A 15,602-nucleotide genomic window follows, 5' to 3' on the forward strand; every position below is an offset into this window, starting at 1 on the left:
AACGAACTGAACGTCCGAACCCTCCCTCGGCGACACCGACACCATGCCTGATCAGCGGAAACTCAACGATCACATCCGGAAAGACAACGGCTTCTTAATGAGGGTCTGAGCTTGGCTCCGTCGGGGAGCTTGGGGTTGTCAAGGTCAACTGCCCAGGGTTCGCCAGGACTTCGGCCGGGGTCAGCTCGCGCTGGTCGAGGTAGCTCTGGAAGGCAGTCGGTCGGCGGCGCGTGGGTGCTTCCTCGGCCGGTGGCAGTCCGCCGAGGCGCTCGATGTTGACGGCGATGGCCGTCAGGACGTGCTGGATGTGGCGCCGGCCGCGCTCCGGCCGGGGCGGCCCGCGGGAGTTCGGGGGTGAGATGGGCGAGCAGGACGGGTCTGGCCCTGGCCACCGCCTCGACGCCGCCCACCTCGATCCCACCGTCTCGGGCCGCGGCGGGCATCGGGCCCGCCGCCGGCGGAGCGGCCGCGGGGTCGCAGTGGCGCACGACATCGGCCAGGGGGACCTTGTCGACGAGGATCCCGGCGTCGTAGGCGGTCCGCCACAGCAAGAGACCAAGGGTGTGCGGGCCGCTTCCCCACGGCCACTTCACGCGTGCGCCCGGATCAGCGGCGTGCCGCCGGGACGCCGACGTGCCGAAGAGGAGATCCTGCTCCTGGTGCCAGGCGGTCATCAGGCCCTCCTGACGACGCGCCCGCTCCCAGGCGCCGCACCCGTACAAGGCCCGGTGCCGCGACTCCCACCCGTCCGGCTCCAGCTCCACGTCAGCGTCCACACGACGAACCGTACCCGTGCGTCGGGACGGTGCCGCACACACCGTCCCGGCGTCCGGCAGGGGCGGCGAGGTGGACGCGCCGGACACATTCATCGATTCCCTTTCTCAATGCCATGACCAACAACTGTTGGACCTCTGAATCTTCGATTCCTAGGCTCGGCCGAGCAGGCCTTCCGTACGGGAAGACCTCGACCACCTGTCTTCCACACCCCGGAGGAGACGTCCGATGAAGCAACGCACGATCGGCGGACGGACGGTTTCGGCGATCGGGCTCGGCGGCATGCCGATGTCCATCGAGGGCCGCCCCGAAGCCCGCAGGTCGATCGCGACGATCCACGCCGCGCTGGACGCCGGTGTCACGTTCGTCGACACGGCGGACGCGTACCACCGCGACGCCGCGGAGGTCGGACACAACGAGGAGCTCATCGCCGGGGCCCTGCGCACGTACGGCCGGGGAGCGGACGACGTGCTGGTCGCGACGAAGGGGGGTCACCTGCGGCCCGGCGACGGCAGCTGGACCGTGAACGGCGATCCGGCCCATCTCAAGCGGGCCGCCAAGGAGTCGGCCAAGCGCCTCGGCGTCGAGGCGATCGGCCTCTACCAGTTCCACCGCCCCGACCCACGCGTCCCGTACGCCGATTCGATCGGCGCGATCCGCGACCTGCTCGACGAGGGCGTGATCCGCATGGCGGGCATCTCGAACGCGACCGTGGACCAGATCGACGAGGCGAACCAGATCCTGGGCGGTCGCCTCGACTCGGTCCAGAACCAGTTCTCGCCCAGGTTCCGCTCCAGTCTGCGCGAGCTGGAGCACTGCGCCGAACTCGGGATCGCGTTCCTGCCCTGGAGCCCACTGGGCGGCATCGCGAACGCGCCCGAACTCTCGGCGCAGCAGGCCGCCTTCCGCGAGGTCGCGGACGAGGTGGGCGTCAGCGTCTACCGGGTGACCCTGGCATGGCAGCTCGCCCTGGCGCCTGTGGTGGTCCCGATCCCCGGGGCCTCCCGTCCCGAAAGCATCCGTGACTCGGCGGCCGCCACCGACGTCGAGCTCACCGCGGAGCAGATTTCCCGCCTGTCGGCGGCCTGAGGTGCCCGGCACCGCACCGCCCAACCACTGATGGACAAGGACCCGATCGTGAAGACGTTCAAACTGCCCGGCACCGACATGGTCGTCCCGAACATCGTTCTCGGCCTGATGCGCATCCAGGACAAGAGCGACGCCGAAGTCCGCGAACTCCTCGCCACCGCGATGGACGCCGGCATCACGTTCCTCGACCACGCCGACGTGTACGGCAGCGAACTGCACGGCTGCGAGCGCCGTTTCGCCGAGGCGATGCGGCTGAGCCCCTCGCAGCGTGAAAAGCTGATCATCCAGTCGAAGGCGGGCATCGTCCGCGAAGGCCCGTACTTCGACTTCTCCTACGAGCACCTCGTCGAGTCGGTGGACGGTTCACTCAAGGCTCTTGGCACCGACTACCTCGACATCCTGCTGCTGCACCGTCCCGACGCCCTGGTCGAACCCGAAGAGGTCGCGCGTGCCTTCGACGACCTGGCCGCGGCGGGCAAGGTGCGGGCCTTCGGTGTCTCGAACCACACCCCCCGCCAGATCGACCTGCTGCGCCGCCATGTCAGTCAGCCGCTGGTGGCGAACCAGCTCCAGCTGTCGATCACGCACGCCCCGCTCGTCGCGCAGGGCGTCGCGGCCAACATGCAGGGCCTAGACCAGTCGGTCAGCCGTGACGACGGTCTCCTTGACTACTGCCGACTGCACGACATCACCGTGCAGGCCTGGTCGCCGTTCCAGGCCGGCTTCTTCGACGGGCCCTTCCTCGGCTCCGAGCGCCACCCCGAACTCAACGCCGTCATCGACCGCCTGGCGGCGAAGTACGGCGTGCCGTCCCTTGCCATCGCGACGGCCTGGATCACCCGCCACCCGGCCCGGATGCAGGTGGTCATCGGCACGACCACCCCGCAGCGCGTCGCGGACGCCGCCCTCGGATCGGACGTCCCCCTGACCCGTGCGGAGTGGTACGAGCTGTTCCGCGCCGCCCAGTACATCGTTCCCTGACCGTCGCCCCACCCGGACAGCGGCGAGCCGTACGCTCGCCGCTGTCCGGCGGGTCCGCGGCCGCTCCGAGCCGCCCGCGGACCCTGACGGCCGACCGGTGGACCCGGTCAGTGGGAAAACTGCTGGATCTGGCTGCCGTCGCCCGCGTAGGTCCAGCCCGTGCGGGTTGCCGGGTCGAGCTGGACGGCGCGTTCGTGATGCAAGTCGAGCCGTCCGTTGTAGGCCCCGAACTGTGGGTACTCCACGCCGCTGACCGTTTCCACCGTCCTGCCGGTCTTCAGGTCGACGACGGCGATGCCGGTGGCGTTGTTGTCGGCGAAGCCGTACTGCTGGAAGCCTCCCGTGGGTTGCAGGTCCGGGTAGCGGAAGCCGAGGAGCGCCAGGTGGTGCCGGCCGTCGACCGCGAGGGCGACGGGTGCCTGTGCCGTCCCCACGCCGACCGGTCACCGCCGCCCAGCTGCGCCAGATACCCGGTGCCGGGGAAGTTGACGCTGAAGGAGTGGTACCAGATCTCGTAGAAGTGCCTCTCTTCATCGGAGGCGAGGGTTCCGGCGCACGAGATTCCGCCCGGGCCCTGGGCAACCGTTGCCGTGTCCAGGTCGCCCTCCGCCACCGTGCCGGAGCCAGTCGCGGACAGGCAGTTGACGGTGAACCCGATCTTCTGCGCGGTGAAGACACCGGTCGTCCGGTCCAGCTCCAGCAGCCCGTAAGGGGCGCCGCCCACCGCGGCGGAGTCGAGCTGGAGAGGTGTGCCCAGGGTGCCGGTCGCCGTGTCCACGGGCAGGACGAAGCCCGCCCGGTCCCCGACGCGGACGCCAGTACGGCGGCCCGATGGCGTTCGTCGTCCACGCGTCCGCCGGTCACGACGTACTGGTCGTCGACGCGGGCGGGACGTCCGACGGCGTCACCGGTGCTCGTGTCGTAGGTCTCCAGCCACTGCTCGCCGGTGGTGGTCTGCTTGTGCAGCACGAGTACGTGGTGGGAGGAGTCGACGCCGAACACCTCGTAGACCGAGCCGTAGGCGGGGTCGCCGGTGAGCTTGCGCCCATAGGTTCCGTCGGCGGCGTCGTAGTCGTAGACCGAGCCCTCTCCGGTGGGGCTCTCGACCGACGCGACCGAGGTTCCTCCGGGGACGATCGCGAAGTCGGTCAGGTTGGTGCCGTCCGAGGCCGGTCCGTCGTCGTAGGCCAGCAAGGATGTCGGCGACGCCTGCCCGAGGATCCGGCCGTTCCTGTCGAGGGCGAAGGCCCGTACGTCGTAGGCGATGGACGAGGGCAGCCCGAGCGCCTGGGCGTCGAATTTCGCCGTGCCCCGCGTGCCCTTCAGCGAGCGGTGCAGCGTGGCCGGGCTGTCCGCTCCGTCGTGGTCGCGGGCGGTGCCGTTCTGGTTGCTGACCAGGTTGTAGGAGCCGTACATGTTCGGGCCGGGGGCGGAGAACTCCAGGAGCGTGCCGGTCGCGCCCTTGACCCGCGACACGTCGTAGCTCACGGAGAACCGGGGCGCGGCCCGGGTGATCTCCAGCAGATGTCCGGACCCGGCGGACGGTCCGGCGGACGGCCCCCCGGACGGCTCGGCGCCCAGCGCCGGTGCGTCGGGGCGCTGTGCGATGCTTCCGCCGTCGACCCGGACCGAGCCGAACTCCCCGTACAGCGGCACGCCCTTGGCGCCGCCGGTGGGATTCTGGACGACGCCGATCCCGTAGATGCCGCCGCCCGCCGTGAAGGCGCCGGCCGGGACGGTGACCGTCCCGCTCGGCGCGGTCAGCGGGACGCGGTAGGAGGCGGAGAAAATGGGAGCCGCGGCCGGGCTGAAGTGGCCGACCCCCGACACGACCAGCTCGGGCGAGCCGACGTTGCGCACTCCGGTGAGGTCGTAACGCACCCGCACCGAGTGCCCCGCCCCGACCACGGGCTGGGCCACCGGGGCGAGTGCCTCGTCGTATCCCCCGTCGGTGAGGCCGAAGGTCAGCTCGTGGCGCGCGGCGGCGAGCACCTGGCGGCCACGGCGCACCTAGAAGGTGAGGGAGAGCCGGCGGTCGGTCGTGGCGGCGACGGGCAGACCTGCCGCGGTGAGCATCTGTGTGGGTGTCAGCCGCACCGCGGGAGTGGCGGAGGTGAACTCCCGCTTCCCGATGCGCAGCACGTACTCGATGCCCTTGTCTCCCGTCAGGCCGGTCACGTCGGCACCGATCGTCACCGGTCCCACCAGGCCCTCCCCGGTGGCACCGGAGCCCGTGCCCGGTCCGGCCAGGTCGATGCGGCCCGGATCGGTGGATTCCAGGTAGCTGCCGCCGAGGCCGCCGATGGTCTGTCGATGCGCCACGGACAGCCGCACGATCCTGGCCGCTCCGGTACCGGCGGGTCCGCCGTGTGCCTCGGCCAGTACGGCCTGGACGGCCGCCGTGACGTCGAGCTGCGGGCCCACGTGCAGCGGCCGGTCGATCTGCGGCGGCGTGGGCACGGCGCGACCGGTCCGTTCCAGCAGTGAGCGCACGTCGTCGGGTGACGGGTGCCGGCCGGTCAGCCGCGAGGTCTGCAGTACGACCGCGGCGGCCGCCGCGATCTGCCGCCTGAACGCCGAAGGACCCGCTATCTCCGCCACCGTACGCGCGGTCCGCTATGTACGCGGCCCTGGCGCATGCGCCGCCAGGACTGCGGACGTCACTTTGGCGGCTGCGCCAGCCATCCAGACAAGTGGCAGCCAGGTCTGGATCGACGCGATGGTCAGGTGCAGCCGGTAGACGGCCAACATGACCAGTGCCAGTGGCATGGTGGTACCCAGGACGCTGATGCGGGCGTACCCGAACCGGATCAGCAGCGGGAACTGGATCGCGATGTTGACGGCGAACAGCGCCCAGGCCAGCGTCAGCATCGTCACCAGGGTGCGACCGTCGAACTGTGCGCCCTCGGCCCGCGCGAGGAGAACGGCCAGCGCTGTACCTGCGGTGACGGTGGCGACAAAGCTTGCCAGCGCCCAGGCGTAGTGCCCGAGCAGCACCGTGCGGCGAGGCAGGGGCAGGACGGCGTACAGCGTCTCCAGGCCCGCCTTGTCGGCGGCCACGAACGGGTGCACGGCGATCAAGGGCGCGAGCAGTACCGCGAGCGCCGGTACAACATGATCAGGGTTGCGGGCGAGCACCAGGACCATCAGGCCGAACACCATCAGGCCCTGGGTCCGGTACGGCGCGACGGTACGCAGGTGCAGCACGGCCATACGGGCGACGGCGCTCATGCGATCGCCCCGCGCTGGCCGTTCCGCGTTGCTGCGGGCTTCATCGGCCGCGATCCGATGTGAACGGCGATCTCCTCCAGGGTGGGTGCCTCGACGAGGACGTCCCCGCCGAGAAGGTCGGCTTCCTCGGCGCGGATGAGAGCTTCCGCCCCGGCCGACGTCCGTCTGACGCCGATCAGCTCGACGCCGACGAGGCCGCTCAGGTCCTCCGGGCCGCCCCGCACCACCCGGTAGGCCTCCAGGATTTCGTCCTTGGGGCCGGTCCGGACGACGCGACCGCCGTGAATGAGCGTCACGTAGTCGCCGATGCGGTCCAGATCGGAGGTGATGTGCGTGGTGTCCTGCCACAGGCGTGGGGACACGGCTACGCCGCGGAGGCGTGCACGACGGCACTCGACTGGTGCACCGGAGCGCTGCCCGGCGAGCCGGTGGTGCTCACCACCCAGACCGCCAACGAACGCTCGATGCGCCTCGCGGCGAAGCTGGGGTTCACCAAGGTGCAACGGTACGAGGATTGGGGCGCCGAGCAGTGGTTCGGCATGTGGTCCCCGGTCGCGCTGTCCGACTGAGGTGGTGCTCGGCACTGTCCGCACTCATCACGATGAAGCCGGGCGAGCGTGAGGAGATCAGTCGAGGTTCAAAGATGGGGTGGGACGGCGTGCCGCCCGTGAGGGCGGCGCCCCGTCGAGATGGAGCCCACAGGTGTCAGCCGGCCTTGGCGGGTTCTTCTGCCCGGGCCCGGGTGGAGGCGAGCCGGTAGGAGTCGGTGCCGGTCTCGATGATCGTGCCGTTGAAGGTCAGGCGGTCGACGATGGCCGCGCAGAGCCGGGGGTCGGTGAAGGTCCTCGTCCAACGTGCGCCGTGAGGCACTTCGTTGTATCCCCGACGCAGTCGGGAGGAACTTGGAGGAAGGTTCTTGGGTCGCCGGGCTTAGAATTAGACCGTGTCCTACGTGCTGAGGCGGACGAGCCGTTTGTAGCAGCAGAGTGCTGCAGCAAGTCCGAGGAATGCCAGGTAGTTGCCGGGATGGCGCTCGTAGCGGGGGCTGAGTCTGCGGTAGCCGGACAGCAACGACATCGTGCGCTCGATTACCCACCTCCGACGCTCTAAGCGTCCGCTGGACTCAATGCCCTTGCGGGCGATACGCACTCCGATCCGCTCGCAGCGCAGCCATTTCCGCAGATCGGGCCGGTCGTACGCCTTGTAGGCGTGCAGGCGCTGGGGCTTGAAGTGGCGGCCGCGGTGGGGGGTCGTGTCTCGTTTGGTGACCCTCGACCATAGGCTTGAGCCCTTCGCTGTCGTGGACGTTGCCGGCCGAGATGCCGACGAGAAGTGGCAGTCCGTTCGCGTCCGACAGGATGGGCATCTTGGAACCCGGCTTGCCCCGGCGGATTCAAGAGGTCGTTGCAACACTGCTGATCAGCTTGCTGTCAGGAGCTTGGCGAGACGCTCGGCGGGGGTGTCTCAGTTGAGCGTTTTGCGTGGGCGGTCGTTGAGCTCGGCGGCCACGGCTGCCAGCTGTTCAGGGCTGTGGGCGGTGAGGTCGGTGCCCTTCGGAAGTACTGCCGCAGCAGGCCGTTGGTGTTCTCATTCGGGCCGCGCTGCCATGGGCTTGCCGGGTCGCAGAAGTCGACCGGCATGTCGGTGGCCGTGGTGAACGAGCCGTGACCTGCGATTTCTATGCCTTGGTCCCAGGTCAGGGAGCGTTTGGGCTGGGTCGGCGGTGCGTGGATGGTGCGGGCCAGCACCTGGTGGAAGTGTTCTGCCCGGTGTGCGCCGTCGGGCAGGTGGAGGAGCATCAGATAGCGGGGCGAGCGTTCCATCAGTGCGCGATGGCGGACCAGCCGTCTACGACCGCCCAAAGCCCTGGTCCGGTTCTCGTAGGACACGGTCTTAACACCACTCACCTGGGTTCCGTTGGGGCTCGATTGGTCCCAGGGCATGCCGTTGCGGGAAGTGGGGCGCGTCCGAAGCAGTCGATGTTCGCGGGGCACACCTGGCTGGCAGCCGACAGTGGGGCAGGCCGGCGGGAATGGCTCCAGAGCCCGCGGTACGCGACCGCAGCGATGCGTCAGGCGCTGTCGAAAGTTTCGAAGGTGCCGACGACTCAGTGCCGGCCGGCGGTCGGGGGCTGGGCTGTGCTGCTGCGCTCGACCAGGCTGGTGGCCAGGTCGACGCGCAGCGCGGACGGTGGGTTGCCGCGGGCGAGGTCGATCACCATGCGTGCGGCGACCTCGGCCATCGCGGTCAGCGGCTGGCGGACGGTGGTCAGGGGTGGGCCGACCCAGCGGGCGATGGGCAGGTCGTCGAAGCCGACGACGCTGAGATCCTCCGGGATGCGCAGGCCCAACTCCCGTGCGGCCTCATAGACGCCGAGGGCCTGCAGGTCGTTGCCGGTGAAGATCGCGGTGGGCCGGTCCTTGAGGCGCAGCAGCTCCAGGCCCGCCCAGTAGCCGGTTTCGTGGTAGAAGTTGCCCTCGCGGATCAGTGCGGGATCGAAGGCGACGCCGCCCGTCTCCAGCGCGGCCCGATAGCCGTCGATCCGGGCGCGGCTGCACATCATCCGCCGTGGTCCGGCGATCATGCCGATGCGCCGGTGGCCCAGGTCGAGCAGGTGGCGGGTTGCGGCGAGGCCGCCGTTCCAGTTGGTCGTACCGACCGCCGGCACGTCCTGACCGGGGTCCCCGGCCGGGTCCATCACCACGAACGGGATATCACGACTGGTCAGCTGCGCCTGCTGTGCCTCGTCGAGCCCCGACAGCACCAGGACCACGCCGGTGGGGCGGCGGGCGAGCACCCCGTCCATCCAGGACTGCCCGAGACTGAGCCGGCCCGAGGATTCCGACAGGACGACGCTCATCCCCTCTTCGCGGACGACGTTCTCGACCCCGCGGATGACCTCCATCGCCCAGGCGCTCTCGAGCTCGTGGAACACCAGCTCCAGCAAGGGGCTGGACGGGGCACTGTTGCTGCGTCGCCGCTGGTAGCCGTACTGATGCAGCAGCTCCTCCACCCGCTCCCGGGTGGCGGGGGCAACGTCCGCGCGGCCGTTGACGACTTTCGAAACAGTCGGTGTGGACACCCCCGCCTCGCGCGCGATTTCGGCGAGTGTCGCCGCTCTGGTCACGAGCCCCTCCTGTGCTGCCCTGGTCTGCGAAGTACGTCGTCACTGCGGCTGTACATGACGGATATTAGCTGGTCAGGGCCCCAGTCGGTACGGCCGAATCGAGATCTTCCAAACCCTTGACGGAGATCGACGTTACGCCTAAGTTTCCCGCAGCATTCGGAAACCTCATCGAAATTATCGACGGAGTGGCAATCCAATGGGTTCTCTTCGCGTGACCGTTCGCAACGGTGCGGCCCGTAACAGACTCGCCGCAGCAGCGGCAACGACCGCGCTGCTGCTCGGTCCGACCACCGCATGCGGGTCCAGCGGCGGCTCCAGCTCCGGGGCGATCCACGTCCTCGTCTACGGGGACTCCGCGAACAAGGTCGAAAAGCAGATCGTCGACACGTTCAACAAGACCTCGAAGGTCAAGGTGGTGCTGGACACCATCCCCGGCGCCGACTACCAGTCCAAGCTCAACACGATCATCAACACCCCGCAGGCCCCGGACATCTTCTTCAACTGGGGCGGCGGCAGCATCGCGCCCTTCGCCAAGAAGAACCTCCTGCTCCCCCTGGACGACATGATCGCCAAGGACCCGGGGCTCAAGGCCAACTTCCTCCCCTCGGTGTTCAACACCGCGGTGATCGACGGCAAGTCCTACGGTGTCCCAATGCGCGGCACGCAGCCCGTACTGCTCTTCAACAACAAGAAGGTCCTGGCGAGCGCCGGCCTGAGCGTCCCGCAGACCTGGGACGACCTGATCAACGACGTCAAGGTGCTCAAGGGCAAGGGCCTGACCCCGATCGCGCTCGGCGGCGGCGACCAGTGGCCCACCCTCATGTGGTTCGAGTACATCTTCGACCGGGTCGCCGGGCCGGACCTGTTCCAGAAGGCGCTCGCCGGTGACAAGAGCGCGTGGGCCAGGCCGGAAAGCCAGAAGGCCCTGGGCATGCTGAAGCAGCTGGTCGACGTCGGCGCATTCGGCAGCAACTTCGACTCGGTGAAGTTCACCGACGGCGGGTCCCCGGCGCTGCTGGCCAAGGGCAAGGCCGCCTTCGAGCTGATGGGCTCCTGGGAGTACTCCACCCAGCAGTCCAACAACCCCGACTTCGCCAAGAACGACCTCGGCTACAGCGCCTTCCCGACCGTCAGCGGCGGCAAGGGCGACCCGAAGGACCTGGTCGGCAACACCAACAACTTCTACTCCGTCCTGAAGAAGACCAAGCACCCCGACACCGTGGCGGCCTTCCTCAAGCTCATGTACTCCGACGAGTTCGTGAAGGCCCAGCTCGGCATCGGCAACCTGCCGACCACCACCAACACCGCCAAGTTCCTGTCCACCTCGGCCAGCCCGGACTACTCACAGTTCCAGTTCAACCTGGTCAAGGCGGCCCCGTCGTTCCAGCTGTCCTGGGACCAGGCCTACCCGCAGGCAGTGGCCACGCCGCTCCACACGGCCATTCAGAAGTTCTTCGACGGCAAGACCGACGCCAACGGCTTCATCCAGGCGATGCAGTCGCTGTCCACCTCCTGAGTAGGACCGATGAGCTCCCTTTCTCTCGCAGCCGTGTCCGGCCGCCGCCTCAAGGCGCGCCGGGCCGGCGTCGGGGTGACCCGCCCGGGCTTCGTCTGGGCGGTACCCGCGACTGTCTTCTTCCTGTTGTTCGCGATCCTCCCGCTGGTGCTGGTCGCGGTGCTGTCCTTCACCAGCTGGGACGGCATCACCTCGCCGCACTTCAACGGCCTGGCGAACTGGACCAAGCTGATCCACGATCCGGTGATGACCCAGAGCGTCTGGCTCACCCTCGTGCTCACCGTGCTCGGGGTCGTGACGCAGACGCCCATCAGCATCCTGCTGGGCGTCTGGGCGGCCGGACCCCAGCGCAACCGGGCAGTGCTGTCCGCGATCTTCTTCGTCCCCCTGCTGCTCTCGGCGACCGCGGTCTCGGTGGTGTGGCGCGCCCTGCTCGACCCCAACTTCGGCATCCCGGGCCAGCTTCCCTGGCTGTTCGGCAACGGCAACCTGCTCGGCAGCCAGGCCGGTTCGATCGCGGTGCTGACCTTCGTCGGAATGTGGCAGTTCACCCCCCTGCACGCGCTGCTCTACCAGGGCGGCGCCCGCGCGATTCCGCAGGTGCTCTACCAGGCCGCGGCGATCGACGGGGCGGGCACCGTGCGGCAGTTCTTCCACATCACCCTGCCGCAACTGCGCAACACCATGATCACCTCGATGATCCTCATGGTCGTCGGCGGACTGACCACCTTCGACACGGTGCTGATCCTCACCCAGGGCGGCCCCGGCACGGACACCACGGTCAGCGCCTACTACATGTACGAGCAGGGCTTCAAGGAGTACGACTTCGGCGCCGGCTCGGCCATCGCGCTGGTCCTGGTCGTGGTCGCCACCCTCATCTCCCTGGCCGTGGTCCGGCTCTCCGGCTACGACAAGATGCGCAGCGCGGCGGAGGGGATCTGATGCGGCAGCGCCCCAACTACCTTGCCGGACTGGGCTCCCTGATATGGCTCGCTCTGATCGGCCTGCCGCTCTACGTGCTGCTGATCGCGACCCTGCGCACCACCTCCAACTACTCCACCCAGGGCCCGCTGAGCTTTCCGTCGCAGCTGACCCTGAGCAACTACTTCAACGCGTTCTCCAACGGCTTCGGCCAGGACTTCCTCAACACCCTGATCGTCACCGTCAGCGTCGTCGGCATCGTGCTGGTGGTGGTGCCGCCGCTCGCCTACGCCATCGTGCGCGCCCAGGGCCGGACCATCACCGTCGTGTTCCGGGTCTTCCTGCTGGGACTCGCGGTCCCCGCGCAGGCGGTGATCGTGCCCATGTTCTACGTGATCAGCCAGGCCGGACTCTATGACCACCTGATCGGCGTCATCCTGCCCACCGCCGCGTTCTCGCTGCCGGTGTGCACCCTGGTGCTGACCGGGGCGATGCGCGACATCACCCCCGACCTGTACGAAGCCATGGCGATGGACGGAGCTTCCCCGTGGCGGGTCTTCAGGCAACTCGTCCTGCCGCTGTCGAAGGGCGGACTCTCCTCCATCGTCGTCTTCTCGGCCCTCCAGGCCTGGAACGGCTTCCTCTTCCCGCTGATCCTCACCCAGTCGGACTCGACCAAGGTGATCACCCTTGGTCTGTACAACTTCCAGACCGAACACGGCGTCGACGTCCCCGGACTGCTCAGCGCCGTGGTGCTGTCCATGCTCCCCATCTTCATCGTCTACCTGTTCGCCCGCCGCGCCCTGGTCCAGGGGCTCATGGGGGTCGGAGGAAAGTGACCGGCAACATGAACCCCGCCGAGCTCGCCACCCCTGTGTGGCGGGACGTCTCACTCGACCCCGCGACCAGGGCCGACGCACTGATCGCGGCGATGACCCTGCGGGAGAAGACAGCGCAACTGGTCGGCGTCTGGGTGGGCGCCTCCGACGAGGGCGGCGAGGTCGCCCCGCACCAGCACGAGATGGAGGAGCCGCCGGACCTGGACGAACTGCTGCCGAACGGTCTGGGCCAGCTGACCCGGCCCTTCGGCACCGTTCCCGTGGACGCCGCCGTCGGTGCGCTCTCGCTGGCGCGCTCCCAGCAGCGCATCGTCGCCGCCAACCGCTTCGGCATACCCGCGATCGCCCACGAGGAGTGCCTGGCCGGGTTCGCGGCCTGGGGGGCGACCGCCTACCCGGTCCCACTGTCCTGGGGAGCGACCTTCAACCCCGAGCTGGTGCGCACCATGGCCACCGCCATCGGGACCGACATGCGCGCCGTCGGCGTCCACCAGGGTCTCGCCCCCGTGCTCGACGTGGTGCGCGACGCCCGCTGGGGCCGCGTCGAGGAGGCCATCGGCGAGGACCCGTACCTGGTCGGCACCATCGCCACCGCCTACGTGCAGGGCCTGGAGTCCGCCGGGATCGTCGCCACGCTCAAGCACTTCGCCGGCTACTCCGCCTCGCGGGCCGGCCGCAACCTCGCACCGGTCTCCATGGGCGTCCGCGAGCGCGCCGACGTCATCCTTCCCCCGTTCGAGATGGCGCTGCGCGAGGGCCAGCCGCGCTCGGTCATGCACGCCTACACCGACACCGACGGCATCCCCTCGGCCGCCGACCCGGAACTGCTCACCGGTCTGCTCCGGGACACCTGGGGCTTCGACGGAACGGTGGTGGCGGACTACTTCGGCATCGCCTTCCTCAAGCTCCTGCACGGCGTCGCCGGAAGCTGGGACGAGGCCGCCGGGCTTGCCCTCGCCAGTGGCGTCGACGTGGAGCTGCCGACCGTCAAGACATACGGACAGCCGCTGCTCGACGCGGTCGAGGCCGGCACCGTCCCTGAGGAGCTGATCGATCGCGCCCTGCGCCGGATCCTCGTCCAGAAGGCACAGCTCGGCCTGCTCGACCCCGACTGGAACCCGGTTCCGAAGGCGCTCTCCGGAGCGGAACTGGCCGTCCCCGAGGCGCTGCGCGGCAGCGTCGACCTGGACCCCCCGGTCAACCGGGAGTTGGCGCGCGAGCTGGCGGAGCAGGCCGTCGTGCTGCTGCGCAATGACGGCACGCTACCGCTCGGCCGCCCCCGCCGGATCGCGCTGATCGGCCCCAACGCCGACACCCCGACGGCCGTGCTGGGCTGCTACTCCTTCCCCGTGCACGTCGGCTCGCAACACCCCGAGGTCCCGACCGGCATCGCGCTGCCCACGCTGCGCGAGACCTTGGCGGCCGAGTTCCCCGACGCCGAGATCTTCTCCGCGCCCGGTGCGACGGTCGACGGCGACAGCACGGCCAGCTTCGCCGAGGCGGTCGCGGCGGCCCGCGTCGCCGACGTCGTGGTGCTCGCTCTCGGGGACCGCGCCGGCCTGTTCGGCCGCGGCACCAGCGGCGAGGGATGCGACGCCGAATCGATGCAGCTGCCCGGCATGCAGCAGCAGTTGCTCGACGCCCTGCTGGATGCCGACACGCCCGTGGTGCTCGTCATGCTGGCGGGCCGCCCTTACACACTGGGGCGCGCCGACACGGAGGCGGCGGCGATCGTGCAGTCCTTCTTTCCTGGGGAGGCGGGCACCGAAGCGATCGCCGGCGTGCTGAGCGGGCGGGTGAACCCCTCCGGACGGTTGCCCGTAAGTGTGCCGCGGCACAAGGGTGTTCAGCCCTCCACCTACCTGGCCGCCCGGCTGGCCCAGGACAGCGACGTGTCCAGCACCAGCACCAGCGCGGCCTACGGGTTCGGGCACGGGCTCGGCTACACGGAATTCGAGTGGTCCGCGCTCGACGTCAGCGTCGCGGAGACCGGCACCGACGGCAGCTTCCGGATCGCCTTTGAGGTCCGCAACACCGGCGAACGCTCCGGCTGCGAGGTGGTGCAGTTCTACCTGCACGACCCGGTGGCCTCCGTGGTCCAGCCGACGCAGCGCCTCGTCGGCTACCGGCGCCTCCCGCTCGAAACCGGGGAAGTCTGCCGGGTCCTGCTGGAACTTCCCGCGGACCTGGCCTCCTTCACCGGCCGCGCGGGCCGCCGCATCGTCGAACCCGGCGAGCTGGAACTGCGGATCTCCGCCAGCAGCACCGACCACCGCATCACGGTCCCGCTGCGCCTGACCGGCCAGGTCCGGGAGGTCGACCACACCCGCAGACTGCACCCCGTCGTCACCGTCGAGGGCCGCTGACGCAACGAGAGCCGCGCGTGTACACCGACCTGCCCGAGGAGGTCCGCTCGTACGGCGGCGAGGTCCGCCTGACGCCGGTCAGCACCGGGCTGAGCACCGTGGGCACCTTCGACGTCACCTTCCCGGGCTTCGGCGGGGAGCCGGTCAAGGCGTGGCTGCTCCTGCCGGACACGGCGACCGGCCCGCTTCCGGCCGTCGTGCAGTACGTCGGTCATGGCGGCGGACGGGGCATGTGCGGGAGAACCTGCTCTGGGCGTCCGCCGGGTGCGCCCACCTCCAGGTGGACACGCGCGGGCCGGGCTCGGGCTGGAGCCGGGGCGCGACCCCCGACTCCAGCCCGACCGGGCCGGGGGTCTCCGGCGTGATGACCCGAGGCATCAGCTCGCCGCGCACGTACTACTACCGCCGACTGCTCGCCGAGGCGGTCCGGGCCGTGGACGCCGTCCGCCGGCTGGACCGCGTCGACCCCGACCGGGTCGCCGTGGTCGGACAAAGCCAGGGCGGCGGCACCGCGCACGCCGTCGCCGCCCTGGTCCCCGACCTGGCGCCACGACTCCTAAGCGACGGGTGAGTCGCTGCGCACCGGACCCGCCCCCTCCTGCCGCAGCCGGTGATCAGCTTTCCGAACTGACGCGGACTCAACCCGGTGAACAGGGCTGTCCAGGAGCGGTTCAACGCCGTGATCCAACCAGCCACGACACGATCGTCTCACCTGTAACCAGCGGTTACGGCACCCCTGGGACTCGCTCCACGGCACC

The 15,602-nt window shown here is 69.5% G+C and carries 11 protein-coding genes and 6 pseudogenes; 8 read left to right on the top strand and 9 right to left on the bottom strand.

Translation table 11 applies throughout. The features are described from left to right. The first annotated feature begins 1,002 nt into the window (after positions 1-1,002). Together ACIRR9_RS53405 and ACIRR9_RS53410 are read left to right on the top strand one after the other, a co-directional pair. Entirely contained in the window at positions 1,003-1,863 is an 861-nt protein-coding gene (locus ACIRR9_RS53405; RefSeq protein ID WP_403768554.1) for an aldo/keto reductase, read from the top strand. Positions 1,864-1,911: 48 nt separating this feature from the next. Then, positions 1,912-2,844: an aldo/keto reductase family oxidoreductase gene (locus ACIRR9_RS53410; RefSeq protein ID WP_093508572.1), complete on the top strand. Its 933-nt coding sequence runs from the start codon at positions 1,912-1,914 to the stop codon at positions 2,842-2,844. A 107-nt stretch (positions 2,845-2,951) separates the two neighbouring features. Here ACIRR9_RS53410 and ACIRR9_RS53415 read toward each other — a convergent pair whose 3' ends face one another. The 4 genes from ACIRR9_RS53415 to ACIRR9_RS53430 form a co-directional block, all read right to left on the bottom strand. Further along, on the bottom strand, positions 2,952-3,278 hold the full coding sequence (locus tag ACIRR9_RS53415; RefSeq protein ID WP_403768557.1) for a hypothetical protein: 327 nt from the start codon (positions 3,276-3,278) through the stop codon (positions 2,952-2,954). 1,576 nt (positions 3,279-4,854) lie between these two features. Then, a complete protein-coding gene (locus ACIRR9_RS53420; protein WP_403768560.1) occupies positions 4,855-5,445 on the bottom strand; it encodes a hypothetical protein in 591 nt (196 codons plus the stop codon). Positions 5,446-5,460: 15 nt separating this feature from the next. After that, a complete protein-coding gene (locus ACIRR9_RS53425) occupies positions 5,461-6,075 on the bottom strand; it encodes an ABC-2 transporter permease (RefSeq protein WP_403768564.1) in 615 nt (204 codons plus the stop codon). After that, positions 6,072-6,437 carry a hypothetical protein gene (locus ACIRR9_RS53430; RefSeq protein ID WP_403768567.1) on the bottom strand — a complete coding sequence of 122 codons (366 nt, stop codon included), beginning with the start codon at positions 6,435-6,437 and terminating at the stop codon, positions 6,072-6,074. Before ACIRR9_RS53430 ends, ACIRR9_RS53425 begins: the two co-directional genes overlap by 4 nt. On the opposite strand from ACIRR9_RS53430, the pseudogene ACIRR9_RS53435 reads away from it, so the two are divergent. Beyond that, positions 6,417-6,644, top strand: a pseudogene (locus ACIRR9_RS53435) (GNAT family N-acetyltransferase); the annotation flags it as partial. The gene ACIRR9_RS53430 and the pseudogene ACIRR9_RS53435 overlap by 21 nt on opposite strands. 136 nt (positions 6,645-6,780) lie before the next feature. On the opposite strand, the pseudogene ACIRR9_RS53440 reads toward ACIRR9_RS53435, so the two are convergent. From ACIRR9_RS53440 to ACIRR9_RS53455, 4 genes and pseudogenes are all read right to left on the bottom strand, one after another. Continuing rightward, positions 6,781-6,927 (bottom strand): annotated as a pseudogene (locus tag ACIRR9_RS53440) (ATP-binding protein); the annotation flags it as partial. Between the two features lie 96 nt (positions 6,928-7,023). Continuing rightward, positions 7,024-7,468, bottom strand: a pseudogene (locus ACIRR9_RS53445) (transposase); the annotation flags it as partial. A 71-nt stretch (positions 7,469-7,539) separates the two neighbouring features. After that, positions 7,540-7,901: pseudogene (locus ACIRR9_RS53450) on the bottom strand (IS30 family transposase); the annotation flags it as partial. 281 nt (positions 7,902-8,182) lie between these two features. After that, the gene (locus tag ACIRR9_RS53455) at positions 8,183-9,202 is read right to left on the bottom strand and encodes a LacI family DNA-binding transcriptional regulator (protein ID WP_403768569.1); all 1,020 of its coding nucleotides are present in this window, start codon (positions 9,200-9,202) and stop codon (positions 8,183-8,185) included. A gap of 271 nt (positions 9,203-9,473) precedes the next feature. On the opposite strand from ACIRR9_RS53455, the gene ACIRR9_RS53460 reads away from it, so the two are divergent. The 5 genes and pseudogenes from ACIRR9_RS53460 to ACIRR9_RS53480 all read left to right on the top strand — a co-directional run bounded on the left by ACIRR9_RS53460 (position 9,474) and on the right by ACIRR9_RS53480 (position 15,415). Then, positions 9,474-10,718, top strand: coding sequence for an extracellular solute-binding protein (locus ACIRR9_RS53460; RefSeq protein WP_403768604.1), 1,245 nt, complete (start codon positions 9,474-9,476; stop codon positions 10,716-10,718). Between the two features lie 9 nt (positions 10,719-10,727). Continuing rightward, the gene (locus tag ACIRR9_RS53465) at positions 10,728-11,660 is read left to right on the top strand and encodes a carbohydrate ABC transporter permease (protein WP_403768572.1); all 933 of its coding nucleotides are present in this window, start codon (positions 10,728-10,730) and stop codon (positions 11,658-11,660) included. Continuing rightward, positions 11,660-12,478: a carbohydrate ABC transporter permease gene (locus ACIRR9_RS53470; protein WP_123980397.1), complete on the top strand. Its 819-nt coding sequence runs from the start codon at positions 11,660-11,662 to the stop codon at positions 12,476-12,478. The genes ACIRR9_RS53465 and ACIRR9_RS53470 overlap by 1 nt, the downstream gene beginning before the upstream one ends. Before the next feature lie 8 nt (positions 12,479-12,486). After that, a complete protein-coding gene (locus ACIRR9_RS53475) occupies positions 12,487-14,844 on the top strand; it encodes a beta-glucosidase (protein WP_403768575.1) in 2,358 nt (785 codons plus the stop codon). A gap of 17 nt (positions 14,845-14,861) precedes the next feature. Beyond that, positions 14,862-15,415, top strand: a pseudogene (locus ACIRR9_RS53480) (acetylxylan esterase). Here the strand turns inward: ACIRR9_RS53480 and ACIRR9_RS53485 are convergent. After that, positions 15,410-15,540, bottom strand: a pseudogene (locus tag ACIRR9_RS53485) (IS5/IS1182 family transposase); the annotation flags it as partial. The pseudogenes ACIRR9_RS53480 and ACIRR9_RS53485 overlap by 6 nt on opposite strands. Between the last annotated feature and the right edge of the window lie 62 nt (positions 15,541-15,602).

Origin of the sequence: Streptomyces sp. NPDC101234 (assembly GCF_044767525.1) — a bacterium.
In the GTDB taxonomy this organism is placed as follows: Bacteria; Actinomycetota; Actinomycetes; order Streptomycetales; family Streptomycetaceae; genus Streptomyces; species Streptomyces sasae.